General features: G+C 59.2%; 17 protein-coding genes. 14 read left to right on the top strand and 3 right to left on the bottom strand.

Going from position 1 to position 15690, the window contains the following annotated elements; all coding sequences use genetic code 11:
* Positions 1–15: 15 nt before the first annotated feature.
* Positions 16–1083, bottom strand: a complete 1068-nt coding sequence (locus ABMC89_RS16130) for a hypothetical protein (RefSeq protein ID WP_349569801.1) — start codon at positions 1081–1083, stop codon at positions 16–18.
* A gap of 226 nt (positions 1084–1309) precedes the next feature.
* Between ABMC89_RS16130 and ABMC89_RS16125 the strand changes: the two genes are divergently transcribed.
* Complete coding sequence (locus ABMC89_RS16125; protein WP_349569930.1) at positions 1310–2206, top strand: recombinase family protein; 897 nt, start codon at positions 1310–1312, stop codon at positions 2204–2206.
* Here ABMC89_RS16125 and ABMC89_RS16120 read toward each other — a convergent pair.
* Positions 2190–2585 (bottom strand): PIN domain-containing protein, encoded by a 396-nt coding sequence (locus ABMC89_RS16120; protein WP_349569799.1) that lies wholly within the window; start codon positions 2583–2585, stop codon positions 2190–2192. The two genes, ABMC89_RS16125 and ABMC89_RS16120, sit on opposite strands and share 17 nt — an antisense overlap.
* The gene (locus tag ABMC89_RS16115) at positions 2575–2802 is read right to left on the bottom strand and encodes an AbrB/MazE/SpoVT family DNA-binding domain-containing protein (protein ID WP_093994020.1); all 228 of its coding nucleotides are present in this window, start codon (positions 2800–2802) and stop codon (positions 2575–2577) included. Before ABMC89_RS16115 ends, ABMC89_RS16120 begins: the two co-directional genes overlap by 11 nt.
* A 690-nt stretch (positions 2803–3492) precedes the next feature.
* Between ABMC89_RS16115 and repA the strand changes: the two genes are divergently transcribed.
* The 13 genes from repA (at position 3493) to ABMC89_RS16050 (ending at position 15454) form a co-directional block, all read left to right on the top strand.
* Positions 3493–4677: a plasmid partitioning protein RepA gene (gene repA, locus ABMC89_RS16110; protein WP_093994021.1), complete on the top strand. Its 1185-nt coding sequence runs from the start codon at positions 3493–3495 to the stop codon at positions 4675–4677.
* Positions 4677–5648 (top strand): plasmid partitioning protein RepB, encoded by a 972-nt coding sequence (gene repB / locus ABMC89_RS16105; protein ID WP_349569797.1) that lies wholly within the window; start codon positions 4677–4679, stop codon positions 5646–5648. The genes repA and repB overlap by 1 nt, the downstream gene beginning before the upstream one ends.
* 240 nt (positions 5649–5888) lie before the next feature.
* Complete coding sequence (repC, locus tag ABMC89_RS16100) at positions 5889–7184, top strand: plasmid replication protein RepC (protein WP_349569795.1); 1296 nt, start codon at positions 5889–5891, stop codon at positions 7182–7184.
* Between the two features lie 144 nt (positions 7185–7328).
* Positions 7329–8423: a Fic family protein gene (locus ABMC89_RS16095; protein ID WP_349569793.1), complete on the top strand. Its 1095-nt coding sequence runs from the start codon at positions 7329–7331 to the stop codon at positions 8421–8423.
* A 331-nt stretch (positions 8424–8754) separates the two neighbouring features.
* Positions 8755–9240, top strand: coding sequence for a hypothetical protein (locus ABMC89_RS16090; RefSeq protein ID WP_349569791.1), 486 nt, complete (start codon positions 8755–8757; stop codon positions 9238–9240).
* A gap of 39 nt (positions 9241–9279) precedes the next feature.
* Positions 9280–10218, top strand: coding sequence for an ArdC family protein (locus tag ABMC89_RS16085; RefSeq protein ID WP_349569789.1), 939 nt, complete (start codon positions 9280–9282; stop codon positions 10216–10218).
* Positions 10219–10241: 23 nt separating this feature from the next.
* Positions 10242–10451, top strand: a complete 210-nt coding sequence (locus ABMC89_RS16080) for a DUF6330 family protein (protein ID WP_349569787.1) — start codon at positions 10242–10244, stop codon at positions 10449–10451.
* Between the two features lie 87 nt (positions 10452–10538).
* Positions 10539–10928: a DUF3768 domain-containing protein gene (locus ABMC89_RS16075; protein ID WP_349569785.1), complete on the top strand. Its 390-nt coding sequence runs from the start codon at positions 10539–10541 to the stop codon at positions 10926–10928.
* A gap of 155 nt (positions 10929–11083) precedes the next feature.
* The gene (locus ABMC89_RS16070; protein WP_349569783.1) at positions 11084–13066 is read left to right on the top strand and encodes a ParB/RepB/Spo0J family partition protein; all 1983 of its coding nucleotides are present in this window, start codon (positions 11084–11086) and stop codon (positions 13064–13066) included.
* Positions 13067–13140: 74 nt separating this feature from the next.
* On the top strand, positions 13141–13833 hold the full coding sequence (locus ABMC89_RS16065) for a regulator (RefSeq protein ID WP_349569781.1): 693 nt from the start codon (positions 13141–13143) through the stop codon (positions 13831–13833).
* On the top strand, positions 13833–14486 hold the full coding sequence (locus ABMC89_RS16060; RefSeq protein ID WP_349569779.1) for a DUF6927 domain-containing protein: 654 nt from the start codon (positions 13833–13835) through the stop codon (positions 14484–14486). The genes ABMC89_RS16065 and ABMC89_RS16060 overlap by 1 nt, the downstream gene beginning before the upstream one ends.
* A 126-nt stretch (positions 14487–14612) precedes the next feature.
* A complete protein-coding gene (locus ABMC89_RS16055; RefSeq protein WP_349569777.1) occupies positions 14613–14939 on the top strand; it encodes a type II toxin-antitoxin system PrlF family antitoxin in 327 nt (108 codons plus the stop codon).
* Positions 14936–15454 carry a type II toxin-antitoxin system YhaV family toxin gene (locus ABMC89_RS16050; protein ID WP_349569775.1) on the top strand — a complete coding sequence of 173 codons (519 nt, stop codon included), beginning with the start codon at positions 14936–14938 and terminating at the stop codon, positions 15452–15454. Before ABMC89_RS16055 ends, ABMC89_RS16050 begins: the two co-directional genes overlap by 4 nt.
* The last annotated feature ends 236 nt before the right edge of the window (positions 15455–15690 follow it).

Genomic DNA, 15690 nt, shown 5'->3' with positions numbered 1-15690 from the left:
TAAGTCGTGTGCGGTCTAGGACGAAATCCGCCACATGCGAAATCGACCCTGCCCTGTTACTTCCCTTATCAATCCGTTGCTCTCCATCCAGGCGAGGTTACGCTGGACGGCGGCGCGGCTAGCACCGGTTAGGGTCTCGGCCATCGGGGCGGAAATCAGCGGCCATTCGGTTAGTGCAGCGCGCAAAGCGCGCGAGGTCTTGCCCGAGAGCGAAATCATCTCGGCATCCGCGCGCGCCGACCATGCCTCAACACCATCAAGGTGCCGCATAGCGGTCAAACATGCCGTCTCCATCCCGTCGAGCCACCGCACCAGGCGCTCGGCAGGTGTGCCATCAGCGCGCAGCCCCATTGCCCCACCCATGGCCAACGGTGCGAAGATGGCACCGCTCCCATCGCTGGCTGCGACCCGGGCTGCGGTGACCGCTGCCTCGATCCTATCTCCGTACCGAACGAGACCCGCGAGGCTCCAGAGATGAAATCCCATGCAAGCGCACGTTATCGGATGTAGATCGGCCGCAGCCATCATCACGTCCAGCCATCCGCTCGCGCGATCTTTGAAGCGTTCCGCGTTGTCCTCCATGTTTTCAGGATCGCGGCGGTCTAGGAAAGCCGCCAAATCGACCATCGGGCCCGGACCACCTGTCAGGCGCCGGACAGCCCACCCGATCCGAACCAGCGAATTTGGGTCATCCTGTACGCCGGACAATCGCATGGAAATCCAAAGCGCCAACCGATCAGGGCTCACCCGATCCCCTGCGAACCAGCTGAGGTCCGCTGCCTCGATAAGAGCGAGGCGCTGTCGCCAGCCTTCCGGGCCGCGCAGCAGCCGGTCATCCAGAGCTCCAAGGCGTCCAGCCACTCTTGCCAGTCGCGCAGCGTGAACGCCTTCTGCCTTTGCCCAGTCTTCGATGACAGCAGTGTCGGGCGGTTCCGCCCGTGGCCCCGGAGGCAAAACATCCGGCTCTTCCTCGAGTGGCCCAGGTAAAAACCAGAGATCGTCTCCATGAGCCTCTGCATCCTCCTCGGTAGTGATGAGGGGGTCGTCGTAATCATCAGTCAAAATGGGGGCTTGCGTCTTCATATCTGCAAAATACTTATCTTTTGCACATTACCCAAGTGTTTTTGTGGCCGCTGCCCACGCCCTTTATATAGTACGCGCGCGCGACTGCCGGCGGAACCTCTCAGTTCGCGCTCTACTCAAGGAAACCAAGGGATTGTGCCCCAGCCCGACGAGAGAACACATGCTTGCATTCGTTTACAAACGGTCGTTTATTAGTGATACCCTAAACTGCAAACGGCCCGTTTTCATGCCCCTGATAGGCTATGCCCGCGTATCCACAGAGGATCAGACCCCCCTGCCCCAGTCTGAGGCCCTGCAAACTGCGGGATGTGTCGAGATCTTCGAAGAGCACGCCTCGGGCGGCAATCGCGCGCGTCCGGTGCTTGCGCGCGTGCTCGAACGCGTCCAGAGCGGCGATACGCTTGTCGTCGTTCGGATCGACCGCCTTGCGCGGTCTTTGTCGCACCTTCTCGAGGTGATTGAGCGTTTGGAGGCCAAAGGCGCCTTCTTCCGCTCCCTGCAGGACCCCATCGACACCGCTTCCCCGCAGGGCAAGTTCACGCTGCAGGTTCTGGGCGCCGCCGCCGAATTCGAGCGCGCGCTGATACGTGAGCGCACAAAGGCCGGGCTTGCCTCTGCGCGCGCCAAAGGGCGCGTTGGCGGCAATCCTGGGCTACGCGCCAAGGATCCCGCTGCGCTGCGCAAGGTACGGCTGGCGCGACAGGACGGCTACATGGAGCGCCTGAACGAGACCGCGCAAGATTGGGTGCCCCATGTGCGCCGCCTGCGCCCCGAAATGGCTTGGGAAGACGTCCTGCGGATTATCAATGCCCCCCTGCCCTATGATCGGCGTTGGACCCAAAGCCGCCTGCTCCGCGCTGTGAAGGCCTATGTCCGCGACGGGTTTCTCCCCGATGAAGTGCTTGGCCGCGCCGGACGCCGCGAAACCGACGATCGCCTGCCTGCCATCGTGGCGGGCATCAAGGGTGCGGACCCGGACATCACGCTTCAGGCAATCTGCGACCGATTGGAATCCATGCGCGAACGCACACCACGTGGTCGGACAAGTTGGCAACCGTCCTCTGTTAAGATGCTGCTCGAACGAGCGGAACGACTTGGCTTGCTGATCAGGCAAATGGATTGACGACGCGCAGCCGATCTTCGACCAGCAATCCGTCGTGCATGTCCTCCGTCCACAACGTCGTGCATCCAGCTAACAGCGCGGCTGACACGATCATCGCGTCATAGATCGAAAGCTGGTATTTTTCTGCCAAGGCTCGACCCACCTGATGGGTTTGAAACGTCAGGTCCTCGACCGGGCACAGGGACTGGATACCTTCGAGAAACGCGCCGGTATCCTCCCAGCTGAGCCCAGCTTTCCTCCGGCAATTGACCATCGCTTCGTTCAGGACCTGCACACTGATCCGCGGCCCCTGCCCCAGGATGTCTTCCGCCCGATCCGCCTTTGGGCCGTCGTCAAGAAGGTAAAGGACTACATTTGTATCCGCGAATTCAGCGCTCATGCGCAGCGTCGCGGCTCAGGCGTGCGTCCTTGGATAGCTTTCCGCGAAACCGTCTTAGTCCTTGCAGGACTTCATCGGCGCGAAGTTGGCGCTTGACCAGAATGGTTCCATCGTCCTTCACCAGGTCGATCTGATCGCCTTCCTTTAGGCCGAGTTCCCGCACAAGATCCGCGGGTAGCCGGACTGCAAGGGAGTTTCCCCATTTGGCAACTTGCATCTCGTCCTCTCAGGTGTGGATAAACATCCGAGTATGTATATCTAAAAACATCGAAAGACAAGCTTTGGGTCGTTCAAAGAACTCCCCTCATCGTCATTAGGGCAACGCAGGTTCTGCCCGTTAATTGCTGTCCTATGGTGCATCAAATTTCGTCCATGAGTGGGCTTCCGCTACTTGGCATGATCTCCGATTGAATGGCAGTCATTCGTGGACGACGACCTTCGCCCTCGATGTGGCCGGGTCGCATGAATCACATGTCTCTGCAGTCGTCGGTTCTTAATCAGTTGTCTTTGACTCCCCTCCCCTGCCCCGCGGCGCTTCGTGTCCTGCGTGGCTGATATTCAGTCAGCTGCCTGGCTGCTGCGCATCGAGACGCAACCAATGAACGATTAGGGCGACGACAGAGGGTGGAGAGATCGGAGTTACTACGGTCGGCGGTTGCACTTCGACGTTTATCTCTAGGAACAATGCGAGGTTTGAAAGGCGTGAGGGCGGATAGGAAAATGTACAATGCTCGTTGTCACCACGTTTACAGCTGTAAACTCAGTCTAGATTGCGTTCGTCGATATAGTTCCATAGCGCATGGTTAGACACTAAATAGAGGAAAATTCTTGACTTAGGCGCGTGAATCGCTGCTTTTATCCTCAAGTGGCGTGAAAAAGGCCACATTTTGGAAATTGAGGCAACCAGATGATTCCTGTGACACCATTGGCAAATGAGCGCCCATCGGCACTTGCGACCGAGATATCCGAACGGCTCAACGCCGCCATCAGGGAGCACCTACTCTCTGCTTTTGCCCCAGACAATTCGAAAACGCTACGTTCTTTTTCGGCCCCAGAGACTGCTGAACTCTTGGGTGTGTCCGGGCAATTCATGCGAAAGGTCCACGCCGAAGGGACACTTCCGGAGCCCGAAGATATCCGGGGTGGCAGACGCTACTACACAGCCCAAGAGATTTGGGATGCCCGCGAAATCCTGGAAAAAACCTCTCGGAAGAAGGGGCGGTATATGCCTCGCCGCTCTGGCGAGGAAAAGCTGCAGATTTTGCAGCTGATGAATTTTAAAGGCGGTTCAAGTAAAAGCACAACGAGCGTCCACCTCGCTCACTACTTTGCTCTTCGGGGCTATCGGGTCTTGGCGTTGGACCTGGATCCGCAGGGGTCGCTCACATCAATGTGTGGGATTAGCCCTGAGATCGAGTTTGATGGACTGACCGTTTATGATGCGATCCGCTACGATGATCCGGTCAGCATGGCGGACGTTGTCGTTCAGACATACTTTCCTGGGCTCTCGATTGCGCCTTCACGCTTGATGTTGTCGGAATTTGAGACGGAGTCGGCCGTTCATTCGAACCCGGACCAGCCATTCTTTACACGCATCCGAAATGCCTTGGCCCAGGTCGAGGATGATTTTGATATTGTTCTCATGGATAGCCCGCCACAACTGGGTTTCTTGACCATTGCAGGGATGGCTGCCGCCAGCTCCCTGATCGTTCCTCTAACTCCATCGATGTTAGATGTTTCTTCAACAGCTCAATTTCTCGAACTGGCTGGAGCTTACATGGGTGTGATCGAAGATGCTGGCGCATCTCTGCAGTATGATTTCTTTAAGTTTCTCATCACACGAGACGAACCAACGGACGTCCCTTCTCAGCAGTTGACCTCTTTCATGCGGGCTCTGTTTCAAGACCGGGTCATGTCGGCAACTGCTTTGAAGAGCACAGCAATCAGTGATGCCACCATGCTCAAGCAGTCGATCTATGAAGTGGTGCGTTCGGAGATGACACGCGCCACATATGATCGGGCCAAGGGCTCGATGGATGCGGTTGGGCTCGAAGTGGAAACAATGATCCATCAATCGTGGGGGCGTAAGTAATGGCCAGGAAATCTCTTCGCGAAATGTCGGGAATTGCCAACACAATCGCCCGTTCCGGCGGAGCACAGCCAGAGAGACCGCCAAAGGCCAGCGCTCCGGCTTTGGGGGCTCTTCAAGGCTCTTTGGCGTCTATTCGTGAGATTGATCCCAATCTGATGGACGATTGGGGCCCAGTAGACCGGCTTGAGGAGTTTACAGCTGTAAACGTCGAAGACGACGACGAGAGCTTCGAACGACTTAAGAGCAGCATTCGCGAAGGCGGGCAGCAAGTGCCAATACTCGTTCGGCGGTCAAAAGTCGCAGAAGGGCGCTTTGAAGCAATCTACGGGAGGCGCCGTCTAAAGGCCTGCCGCGAACTCGGCATAAAGGTCCGTGCAAACGTCCATGACATTGATGATGCGACGGCATTGCTGGCGAAAGGATTGGAAAATGCTGCGCGCCGCAACCTGTCTTTCTACGAAAAAGCAAGGTTCGCCGAGGCCATCCAAAATGCCGGCCACGATGGAGCAACTGTTCGGCAGGTCCTAAATCTGTCGGCGTCAGGTCAGTCACACCTTACGAAGGTGACGCAAAATGTCCCAGTCAAGATCGGTGACCTCATTGGCGCGGCACCAAAGTCCGGGCGGCCGAGGTGGACCGAGTTGGCCGAGCTCTTTCTCTCTGGGAAGCTCACTGAACGTACGGCTCTCGATATTCTGGCTAAGATCAGGGCAACATCGAATTCAGATGAGCGCCTTGAATCGCTCATTAAGGAAGCGACTAAGCGCGGCGCGAAGAACTCGCGTGAAACTCGGGAGATCACGCCCATAGAGGGCGTTACGATCAAAGCTGGTCGCGCAACACTGTCACTTTCGGTGAAGAAGTCTGGCGCAAACGCTGAGTTTGCAACCTGGCTTGAGAGCAATCTCGCGGAAATAATCAAGCAATCCTATGCCGAATTTACAGATGTAAATTCAGTGGATGACAACTGAGGACGAGCAGAAAGGAGGAACGGCAAACAAAGAAAACCCCCGAAACCGGAGCTTCGAGGGCTGCTGCGCAGAGCGCAGTTCTTAGATTAGACACCTAGAACCTAGCAGCCAACGAATCACCACACAAGAGAAAACGCTTCTGAGCGAACGGGATTTCTTTGCCGCTGACATAAAATGACAAAATTCAATGATGCTCCGCATGGAGCGACTGGGAGAGTCATGCCTCAGAACGGTGGAGGTATGACCAATATCAACCAGCCATCGGGGTGGCGCAAAGCTACGGCAGGACTCGCGGTCGCTGAACGACACGCACAAGCTGGTGAAAGAGCAGCCGTGCCCAAGACACAGGCCTTTGTCGCTGTGAAACGCGTTGGTGCGCATATTGGCCTCAAGGCTGGCGACATGCTGCTTCTCGATACGCTTGGGGCGTTCACGCAGGCCCAGGACTGGGAAGAGGGACAGCGTCCGATCGTCTGGGCGTCCAACTCTTATCTGATGGAGCAAACAGGCTTCTCGCTCTCGGCGCTCAAGCGCCATGCGCGGCGTCTGGCCGAGATCGGCGTGATTGCCTTCAAGGACAGCCCCAATGGCAAGCGGTGGGGCCACAGGGACGCTGACGGCCGTATCATCGAGGCCTACGGCTTTGATTTGTCGCCGCTGTCGGCTCGCGCCGAAGAGTTTGAGCAGCTACATGCTGAACTGCAGGCTGAACGTGAACTCTGCCAGCGCCTGAAGCGCCAGATCACTGTTGCGCGCCGAATGATCCGCGCGAGGATCGAAGCGGCCTTCAGCAGCGCTCTGAGAGGCCCTTGGATACAGCTCTCAAGCTTCTTTGAGGATCTTCTGGACCGCCTGCCTCGCCGGAACACGGGTTCTGAGACGCTTGCGCGGCTTCTGAAATGGTTCAGGGAACTTCAGGAGCGTGTCGAAGTGACCTATCTCAAGGCAGTTCGAGCGGATGAAGTTGTGGAAAACACCGCCGAATCCACTGAACAAGTCAGTGAAAAGACTCGAAAAGTGAACCCCAGGGAGGTCATTTCTGAACCTCATATACTAACTACAAATCAACTTAATCCTGTAACCTGTAATCGCTCAGAAACTGAGCAAGCGGCGGCCGTGGTGCCAAATGCGCCACCAGAAGAGAAGGTCGATAGGGAACTGGAAGACTGGGTGGCTGAAACACGTAAGAAACGAGGTGCAGCGCTTGATTTGCCGACGGTGATGCAAGCATGTCCTGAATTCGCGTCCTGGGCACGCAATATGGGCGGTTATTTGAAGGATTGGGGCGATCTTCATCGCGTTGTCGGGCAGCTCAGGCCGATGATCGGCGTCTCAGAGCACGCTTGGAACCTCGCACAGGACCGTCTCGGGCCCCAAATCGCGACAGCAGCGCTGGTTCTCACGTTTGACAAGCATTGTGCCGGCGAAGTGGCGTCTCCGGGTGGATATCTGCGGGGTATGGTCGAGAAGGCCGGGGCAGGGGAGCTGCATCTCGAGCGCAGTTTCTATGGCCGGTTGAGCGGACAGGCGGCGTAATGGGAAGGGTAGCAGTTACCGCGCGTTTGAAGTTCCAGGTCGAGCACGCGGAGATTGTCGCCCCTTTTCTCCGCACCTTCTGCGGTGTTTGCTGTTGTCTTGCGGAGATTGTGCCGTATAATCTCCGCAAGGAATGCGTAAAATATGACCTACATTCACCAACTCCCTGATTGGCCCCAGTTTACCTGGGACAAGGCCAAGCTGTCGTCACAACTTGCTGCGGTCCGTCACCGTCAAGGCAAGCTCTTGGGGCGCATGGAGGGTCTTGGCTTCGATCTTCGCAACGAGGCGATGCTCAGAACACTGACCAGTGATGTCGTCAAAAGCAGCGAGATCGAGGGGGAGACGCTCGACAAGGATCAGGTTCGCTCATCTATCGCAAAGCGGTTGGGTCTGGAAATTGGCGGACTGATCCCGTCTGATCGCCATGTTGATGGTGTCGTCGAGATGATGCTGGACGCGACCCAAGCGTATGACCAGCCATTGGATGCGGAGCGTCTGTTTGGCTGGCATGCGGCTCTCTTTCCGACCGGGCGAAGCGGAATGACCCGGATCAGGGTGGGACAGTGGCGTGACGGTCCGATGGAGGTTGTATCAGGACCCTATGGCAGCGAACGCGTGCATTTTGAGGCGCCGGAAGCCGCGCGGCTCGACGCTGAGATGGCGCGCTTTCTGTCCTGGTTCAATCAGACATCCGACATTGACCCAGTCATCCATGCCGCAATCGCCCATCTTTGGTTCGTTACAATCCATCCTTTCGATGATGGCAACGGCCGTATTGCGCGCGCGATCGCGGATATGGCGTTGGCGCGATCGGAAGGCAGCGCGCAGCGGTTCTACAGCATGTCGACGCAAATTCGGCAGGAGCGGAGCGACTATTACGACATGCTTGAGACGACGCAGAAAGGCGGGCTTGATGTCACGGCGTGGCTCGTTTGGTTTCTGGCTTGCCTGGACTGCGCATTCGATGGTGCAGAGATCATCCTTGAGGCCGTGTTCCGGAAGGCGCGGTTCTGGGAGAAATATGGAGCGGCGAACATAAACGACCGCCAACGGGACATGCTGAACCGTCTGCTGGATGGATTCGAAGGAAAGCTGACGACGTCGAAGTACGCAAAGATCGAAAAGTGCTCACAAGACACGGCCTATCGCGACATCCTCGATCTGATCGACTTGGGTGCCCTGGAGAAAGATGAGGCTGGTGGGCGTAGCACCAGTTATTCCCTGACGGCGACGTAAAGAGGCTTGTCAGAGGCGACGCCCCAGGCTCCCACTCCAAGCAATTATCAGACACGCACCGGTGAGTCTTGCCGGTCTGTGAATAATCTTAAATTATTGATAAATTGAGAAAAAAAGCAGATTCAAGCGCGTCTTTGCCGATGTACGTTGCCGATCTTGAGGTGCTGAGTCCAATGAAGGTGAACCGTAGTCCTGACGGCCTCGGAAGTCCTCGGCCTTTGCCTCCGGGCTGGCAGAAAGTAAAAGTGTCCTTCGGGTTTTGTGACTGACGGATGAGGGCCTTTGGGGTCCCTCAGATGGGTCCGGGCCGGGTTCCGGTCTGCCGTTCCTGATGAAGGGCATTCCCATGCAAACAGGTGTCTTGCGCGTGTTACGCGCCACCGCTGCCTCGTGGTGGCGACACAAGGAACTACGCCGAACCGGCCAGACGGGGCAGGCACAACGGCTCGAGCGCGAGACTGTCCTGCGTGATCTCGGCTATCTGAAGCAGGCGTCGTTATTGCCAAACGCGCATGTGATCTGCGGGGAGGGTGGGACATTCATCCATCTCGGTTGGACCACCGTGTCGAGTTTCGCGCCGATCGAGCGCTTTCCCTTGGCCACTCTTGCGGTCGCACGAGGGACCCCATTCATCGATATCCGACCCGTCACCGATGTCATCGCCTTTGCGAACCTGCCGCGGGTGGCGCGGGACGGATCTGTCGACCCTGACCTTTCAGGTGCCGGCAGGCCCGTCTCGCTGACCACCTACATCGACATGGTCGAGCGGCTCGGCGCGAGGATCGTCAACGATCCACGCCCCCGTCAGTCAACCTGACCCACAATCTTCTCACCAACACTCGAAAGGAGGCCAGTCATGGCCCGATCCCGCACGCCCAAATTCGATGCCTCCGAGGTCATCACAAACGAAATCATCCGTATCATCGAGCGCGGCGTGTTGCCGTGGCGCAAGCCCTGGACTGCAGGCGGTAGCTCTCGTCCCCTGCGCGTGGGCGGTGAGCCCTACCAGGGGGTCAACAACTTCCTGCTGACCATGCGCACCGTGATGGCGGGCCACAGCTCACCTTTCTGGATGACACTGCCGCAGGCCAATGCGTTGGACGCAAAGGTGCGCAAGGGCGAGAAGTCGTCCGTCGTTGTCTACTACGGCCAAAGCCGGAAAGACGCCGTCGGCGAGGATGATCAGGAGGAGAGGAATGATCGCTCCAAGGAAGCCCGCATCTTCCGCTTCCAGAAATCCTACCGCGTGTTCAATGCCTGTCAGATCGATGGCTTGCCCGAGAGCTTTTATCCGGACCCCGAGCCAGCGCCTGAACATCCGCCCTCCGAGCCCATCCCGCACATGCAGGCGTTTTTCGATGCCATCGACATCACAACCGTCTTCACGGGCACGGAGGCGTATTATTTGCCGCCCGTGGATAAGGTCTTCATGCCGTCGATTGCGCGGTTCGAGAACCCGCGGAACTTCTACGGGGTCTGGGCGCATGAGCTCGCCCATGCCACGAAAGTCCCTCATCGGCTGAACCGCGATTTCGGGTTCTCGAAGTTTGGCAACACGTCCTATGCTCGCGAAGAGATCGTCGCCGAGCTGACCTCGGTGTTCCTTGGCCAGACGCTCGGCTTTACGGCCCATACGCTCGAGATGAACGCGGCGTATCTCTACAACTGGCTGCGCGTTCTGCGCTCGGACAAGGGCGCCATCTTCAAGCACGCCGCTGACGCGCAGCGCGCCTGCGACTACCTGATCGCACGGTCGGACGCGGGGAGGGCAGGGGAGGACGCCGAGGCCGCCTGACCACAGGGAGAACGGAGACGCCCATGTCGCGCGAGGAACCCAAGACGCTGCGGGTGGCCTGCTTTGAAGGTGGCCGCCGCAAGATCATCACCTTCAAACGCGGAGCATATTGGTGGAGCCCATCCGAGGGCGCCTATCCACTCTCGGCAGCGCTCGAGACCATCAAGGAACAGGGTGGCTGGGTCGAGACCATCCCCAACCCGAATTACAGATCCAAGGGGCTGTTCGGGTAGGGCACCTTCTCCTTCGGTCCTGCCGCCAGGCGGAAAAGAAAAAGCAGGCTTTGAGATGGGTGTTTCAACTTCACAGAGGAATGCCCCATGACCATCACCGCACAACCCCAGACAGACCGCCCTGATCCGAGTGTGATCGCAGCGCAGAACGACGCATTTCGCAAGCTCGCCTGCCTCGGGATAGCACCAGAGGCGCCTATCCAAGGTCGGATGCACGTCACCCGATCGCTCATGGAGGCGGGGGACGGCTTCATGGCCGAGGCGGTGAAGGCCACGGGCATGTTCGAGACCTTCGAGCCCGAGAACGATCCCGAAGGATGGCATGATTTCGGGGCGGTCGAGATCCGGGGCGAGGCCGTGTTCTGGAAAATCGATCTCTATGAGGCGGATTCCGACTTCCGCTACGGGGCTGACGCCCCGGACAATCCCGCGACCACCATGCGCGTGCTGACCATCATGCTGGCGCGCGACTGGTAGGGCAGGGGACACCCCTTCCCGACAACCCAGGCGATGAAGGCCCACTGACCCCTCAAAGGGAGAGTGGGCCTTTTGTCGTCGTGATCCCCGGTTCCGGGGATTGACCGTGCGGAGGATCGCGCGGACCGCATTCCAGCCATCAAGAAGGATATCCCATGACCGCAAGTTTCAAACCCGTCTCCGTCGCCATCGGCGATCTGACAGCTCACCCCGCCAATGTACGCAGCAACTCCCCGGAAACCTACGACCCCGAGAACATCGCACATCTGAAAGCCAGCATCGCGGTGCTGGGTCTCCTCCAGCCGCTCCTGGTTCAGAAGATCGACGGCAAATATGCCGTACTCGCAGGCGGTCGCCGCCATGCCGCCCTCAAGGAACTGGTCGCGGACCAGAGCGAGAAGGGCTTCACCGCGACGACCAAGATCGACTGCCGTGTTGTCCCTGAGGATTGCGAAGTCACCACGGCTCTGTCGCTCGCCGAGAACATCACTCAAGCGCCGATGAACGCCATCGACGAGTTCGAGGCCTTCGCGCGGATGATGGAGGTCGACGGTCAGACGCCCGAGACCATCGCCAAGACCTTCGGTACCACGATCGCCGCCGTGAAAGGCCGCTTGCGCTACGGCCTCATTCATCCCGATATCCGCGCCGCGGCCCGGGCCAAGACGATCACGCTCGACACGATGAAGGCCTTTGCGGAGCACCCGAGCCAAGAGGTGCAGAAGGAGGTCTATGAGGCGCTGACCAAGGAAGACAGCTATCTGCAGGCCTATACTGTCCGTCAGGCGCTCAAATCCCGCGGGGTGCAGGTCAGTGACGATATCGGGGCCTTCGTGCGTGAAGACTATGAGGCCCGCGGTGGCGCTGTCGCAGCTGACCTTCTGGAAGAGCATTCCGTGCTCGAGGATGCGGCGCTGGTCGAGACCATCCTGCGCGAGAAACTCGGGGCTGCCGCTGAGGAGGCCCGCGCAAAACTGGGCTTTGCCTGGGCAGATGCGATGGTGCGCTATGATTACGCGACCATGGCCGACTTCGGCCGCGTCTATCCCGGCCCGATCGAACCGGATGAGGAGGCACAGAAGCGCATCGACGAGATCACCACCGAGCTCGAGCAACTCCAGCTCGAAATGGAGGATGAGGGGCTCGAGGACGAAGCCTACAACGCCCTTTACGAGCGCGTGGACGCCTTGGAAGACGAAGCTCGCGACCTGCAGGAGGCCTACAGCGCCGATGACCTGGCCCGCGCCGGTGTGATTGCGTCCTGGTCGAGTGGGCAGATCACGCTCCATATCGGCCTCGTCCGCCCGGAGGACACCGCGAAAGCGGAGAACACGCGCGGCGCCTCGGGCAACGCGACGGGGGAGGAGGCACCCGACGCTGGCGAGATCAGCTACCCGGCCTCGCTGGCCGAGGATCTCAAGACCGAGCGGGCCATGGCGCTCGGGGCCGCGATGGCGCTGCATCCCGAGGCCACGCTCGATCTGACGCTCTTCAAGCTGGTGAGCGACGTCCTGGGCACCGGCATGGCCGTGACGCAGGCAATCAGGGTCGAGGCCCGCAAGGAATACCGCAACCACGCCAAGATGGACGAGATCGACGCAACCTCGCTCGAGCAGGTGGCGGCGGCGCATGATACGCTTGATCTGTCCTGGCTCAATGACACCCGCGCGCCCGCCGATCAATTTGCGGCGTTTCGCGCGCTGAAGCCGGGCGAGAAGGCCAAGCTCGTTGCCTATGCGACGGCCAGCACCACGCAGTCCTGTTTCGCGCGGGACCGCCAGCGCGACAGCTTGATGCATGACTTCGAGATCGAGATCATGCCCGATATCCGCGTCCATTGGACGCCGAATGCGGCGCTCTTCAATCGCTTTAAGAAGGCCTGGCTCCTGAAAATCCTCGGCGACGATCTGGGTCTCGCCCAGGAGGCGGTAACGCTGGCCTCGTCGAGCAAGAAGGAGATCGTCGCCTTCTGCGACAAGCTCTTCGCGGAGCCTTTCGCCACCCTCACGGACGCGCAGCGCGCTGCCGTGGCCGCCTGGTGCCCGCCGATGATGCAGACCGCCGGTGGCGCCTGTGATGAGACGGCGCCGATCACGGAAACCTCGGAACCTGACGGCGAGGTCGCGCAAGCGGCCTGAGCCATCACGCGACCCGCGCGAGGCATTCCCTGCGCGGGTCGACCCTCTTCAAAACCGAACAGAAAGACATCCCCATGGCTATTCTCAAGTTCTCTGCCTCCGCAGTTGCGGCGCAGATCGCCCATGCGCGCGCCTGCAAGACCTTCCTGCCCAACTGGAACGGGTCCGTGGACAGGCCGGCCCTGATCCTCATCGTCGGCAATGGTGTGCATCTGCGCTCAAACGGCATCGACGGCACGACAACCCGCATCGTCACGACCGAGCAGGCCGATCCATCCTTCGCCTTTGCCGACGGCATGAACCCGTTTCGGGATACCGACTGGATGGCGCAGCGCCGCATGGCGTTTCGCGATCTGACCGGCCAGTTTTACACCGACATCCTGGATGACGTGCAGGTGCTCATCGACCGGGGGCGGGGGGTGATCCGGCTCGCCACCGATGGCCACAGCATCCGCGTCTTCGTGCGCCGGGCCTCGGACTATCTCATCGGCGGGACCTACGAAGTGCCCTCGGGCCTCGGCGGCACCTTCCGGGTCGTCCTCAAGGATGCCTGCGACACCTTCGCGATCGTGCAGAACTGCGGCAATTCGGCGATTTGGGAATACGAAGAAGATGAATCAGCACCAATGTCCCGAGAGCGCGCAGCGCGGCAGGGTATTGGTGCTTCAGCTTGTTCCCATAAACGCTGCGAGGATTTCGACGCCATGCAGCCCTACCGCGTGCCGCTGGATGCGCTGATGGAAATCGATGACCGGAGGGTGGCATAATGGGATGGCTTTTCTACACCGACGGCCGCGTTAAAACCTACGTGGATGAGAGAGAGGAGATCACCCGGCTCTGCACTTTTGAGGGCGAAACGCGCAAAACCGAACTGGTCAAGGCCTGCAAGGTCGGCTCAACCTGGTATGCGGCGGCAAGGGTCACCAATCTCGACGGCACCGCTGTCGAAGACGCGACCTATGTCACCGATGCGGATGGCTCCATCACTTTCGGGGCTGTCTTCCTCACCCGATACGATGACGGCTGCTGGGGCTACAAGGACATGGAGGAAAGTGCTGGCCCGAACGTGTCTCGTGCTCCGCTTGGGCTGATCGAGCTCCTCTCCGACCTGAAAAACCCGGACAGCTACGCCCAGGACTGGCGTCAGCGCTGCCGGGATTGGGCTGCGATCCCAGACTACCAGGAAGGCGACAAGATCAGGCTCGCCACCCCTGTGACGCTCACCGATGGCAGCACCTGCCAGATCGTCACTGCGACGTACTACAGGCGGGGGCGGCAAAAACGGCGTTGCTACCGCATCGAGGAAACCGGTGGGCTCGTGCGCCTTTCGAAAGCTTCGCTTGCGGGCTCGGAGCTGCTCATCTCCGCAAAAGGCGAGGCCAGCCCGGTGCTGGCAGAGTATCTCGCGGGGCGAGAATAGGTGCTGCGCCGGACAGCTCATCGACCTGCCCGGCGACAGCAGATCCTGCGGCTTGTCTTGACAAGACAATGCAAATGCATTACCTATCACGGGTAGCAAAGACCCTTTTCCCTTCAGGAGACTGCCATGACAGCGCTCGCACAAGATGTCTCGAAACTCACGGATCGGTATCAGACGACCGTGCCGGCGGGTGTGCGCAAACAGCTCAAGTTGGGGAAGGGCGACCAGATTCGTTACTGCACCGAGCCGAGTGGCAGGGTCTATATCGAGCCCGTGCGCAGCGACGAGGAAGATCCCGTGCTCGGAGCCTTTCTCGATTTTGTCGAGGCCGATATCAAGGCGCATCCGGTCCGCATTCGGGCGTTCGATGGGGCTTTGCATGACCGTCTTGCAGCACTGGTCGGAGACGTTGACGTCGATCTCGATGCGCCGCTATCGCTCGAGGATGAATGAGCGGCGATAGCGTGCCCGCCCAATCGCCCCTTGTCGTAAACGGATGGTCGATTTATGCGCATCCGCTCTTTCTGGATCAGGTCGAAGGGCTGATTGAAGAGGTCGAGGCGCGTAAAGCACGCGATCCTAAGACCTGGCGCAAGAAAAACCCGACGAAACGGCTGGCCGCCATCTTCAAGCTGGTCACCGAGGACATACCGGCAGATCCGGGTGCCGCCGCCTTCCGGCAAGGCGGCACACTCGGCGATCACCGCAAGCACTGGTTCCGGGCGAAATTCTTCCAGCAGTATCGGTTGTTCTACCGCTTCAACAGCGATGCCAAGGTCATCGTGGTGGCCTGGGTGAACGACGATAAGACTCTGCGCGCCTACGGCAGCAAGACGGATGCCTATGCGACGTTCAAAGGGATGCTGGAAGATGGAAATCCACCTGACAATTTCGACGCGCTCTTGAAAGAAGCTGCGGCGGCGGACAAGCGGTTCGAAACTTCCCTTGAAGCGGTGCCCGATCGATAAGTGGGCCAGCTTGCTGTGACCCTTTGGCATTATCGTTTACGACGCCCCGCTGGAAGATGTAGCTCGGCTGATAATAGGGTCGGAGAAAGCACAATGATTGAGGCGAAAAAGGATAGGCAGCACCTCGGGCTAGAGGAGCAATGCGCGCCTGACCTGACGGGGCACCGTTTCCCAATTGTTGTGCACGTTGCAGACATGCCCGATGACCTCGGCAAGCTGCTGGATATCGGGCTCGA

This window comes from Sulfitobacter sp. HNIBRBA3233 (assembly GCF_040149665.1).
Taxonomy (GTDB): Bacteria; Pseudomonadota; Alphaproteobacteria; order Rhodobacterales; family Rhodobacteraceae; genus Sulfitobacter; species Sulfitobacter marinivivus.
This window is presented reverse-complemented; position numbering and strand designations above follow the sequence as displayed.

Coding starts and splice junctions, on each gene's coding strand:
- ABMC89_RS16130 (WP_349569801.1), bottom strand. CDS start 1,083: ATGAAGACGCAAGCCCCCATTTTGACTGATGATTACGACGACCCCCTC.
- ABMC89_RS16125 (WP_349569930.1), top strand. CDS start 1,310: ATGCCCCTGATAGGCTATGCCCGCGTATCCACAGAGGATCAGACCCCC.
- ABMC89_RS16120 (WP_349569799.1), bottom strand. CDS start 2,585: ATGAGCGCTGAATTCGCGGATACAAATGTAGTCCTTTACCTTCTTGAC.
- ABMC89_RS16115 (WP_093994020.1), bottom strand. CDS start 2,802: ATGCAAGTTGCCAAATGGGGAAACTCCCTTGCAGTCCGGCTACCCGCG.
- repA (WP_093994021.1), top strand. CDS start 3,493: ATGATTCCTGTGACACCATTGGCAAATGAGCGCCCATCGGCACTTGCG.
- repB (WP_349569797.1), top strand. CDS start 4,677: ATGGCCAGGAAATCTCTTCGCGAAATGTCGGGAATTGCCAACACAATC.
- repC (WP_349569795.1), top strand. CDS start 5,889: ATGACCAATATCAACCAGCCATCGGGGTGGCGCAAAGCTACGGCAGGA.
- ABMC89_RS16095 (WP_349569793.1), top strand. CDS start 7,329: ATGACCTACATTCACCAACTCCCTGATTGGCCCCAGTTTACCTGGGAC.
- ABMC89_RS16090 (WP_349569791.1), top strand. CDS start 8,755: ATGAAGGGCATTCCCATGCAAACAGGTGTCTTGCGCGTGTTACGCGCC.
- ABMC89_RS16085 (WP_349569789.1), top strand. CDS start 9,280: ATGGCCCGATCCCGCACGCCCAAATTCGATGCCTCCGAGGTCATCACA.
- ABMC89_RS16080 (WP_349569787.1), top strand. CDS start 10,242: ATGTCGCGCGAGGAACCCAAGACGCTGCGGGTGGCCTGCTTTGAAGGT.
- ABMC89_RS16075 (WP_349569785.1), top strand. CDS start 10,539: ATGACCATCACCGCACAACCCCAGACAGACCGCCCTGATCCGAGTGTG.
- ABMC89_RS16070 (WP_349569783.1), top strand. CDS start 11,084: ATGACCGCAAGTTTCAAACCCGTCTCCGTCGCCATCGGCGATCTGACA.
- ABMC89_RS16065 (WP_349569781.1), top strand. CDS start 13,141: ATGGCTATTCTCAAGTTCTCTGCCTCCGCAGTTGCGGCGCAGATCGCC.
- ABMC89_RS16060 (WP_349569779.1), top strand. CDS start 13,833: ATGGGATGGCTTTTCTACACCGACGGCCGCGTTAAAACCTACGTGGAT.
- ABMC89_RS16055 (WP_349569777.1), top strand. CDS start 14,613: ATGACAGCGCTCGCACAAGATGTCTCGAAACTCACGGATCGGTATCAG.
- ABMC89_RS16050 (WP_349569775.1), top strand. CDS start 14,936: ATGAGCGGCGATAGCGTGCCCGCCCAATCGCCCCTTGTCGTAAACGGA.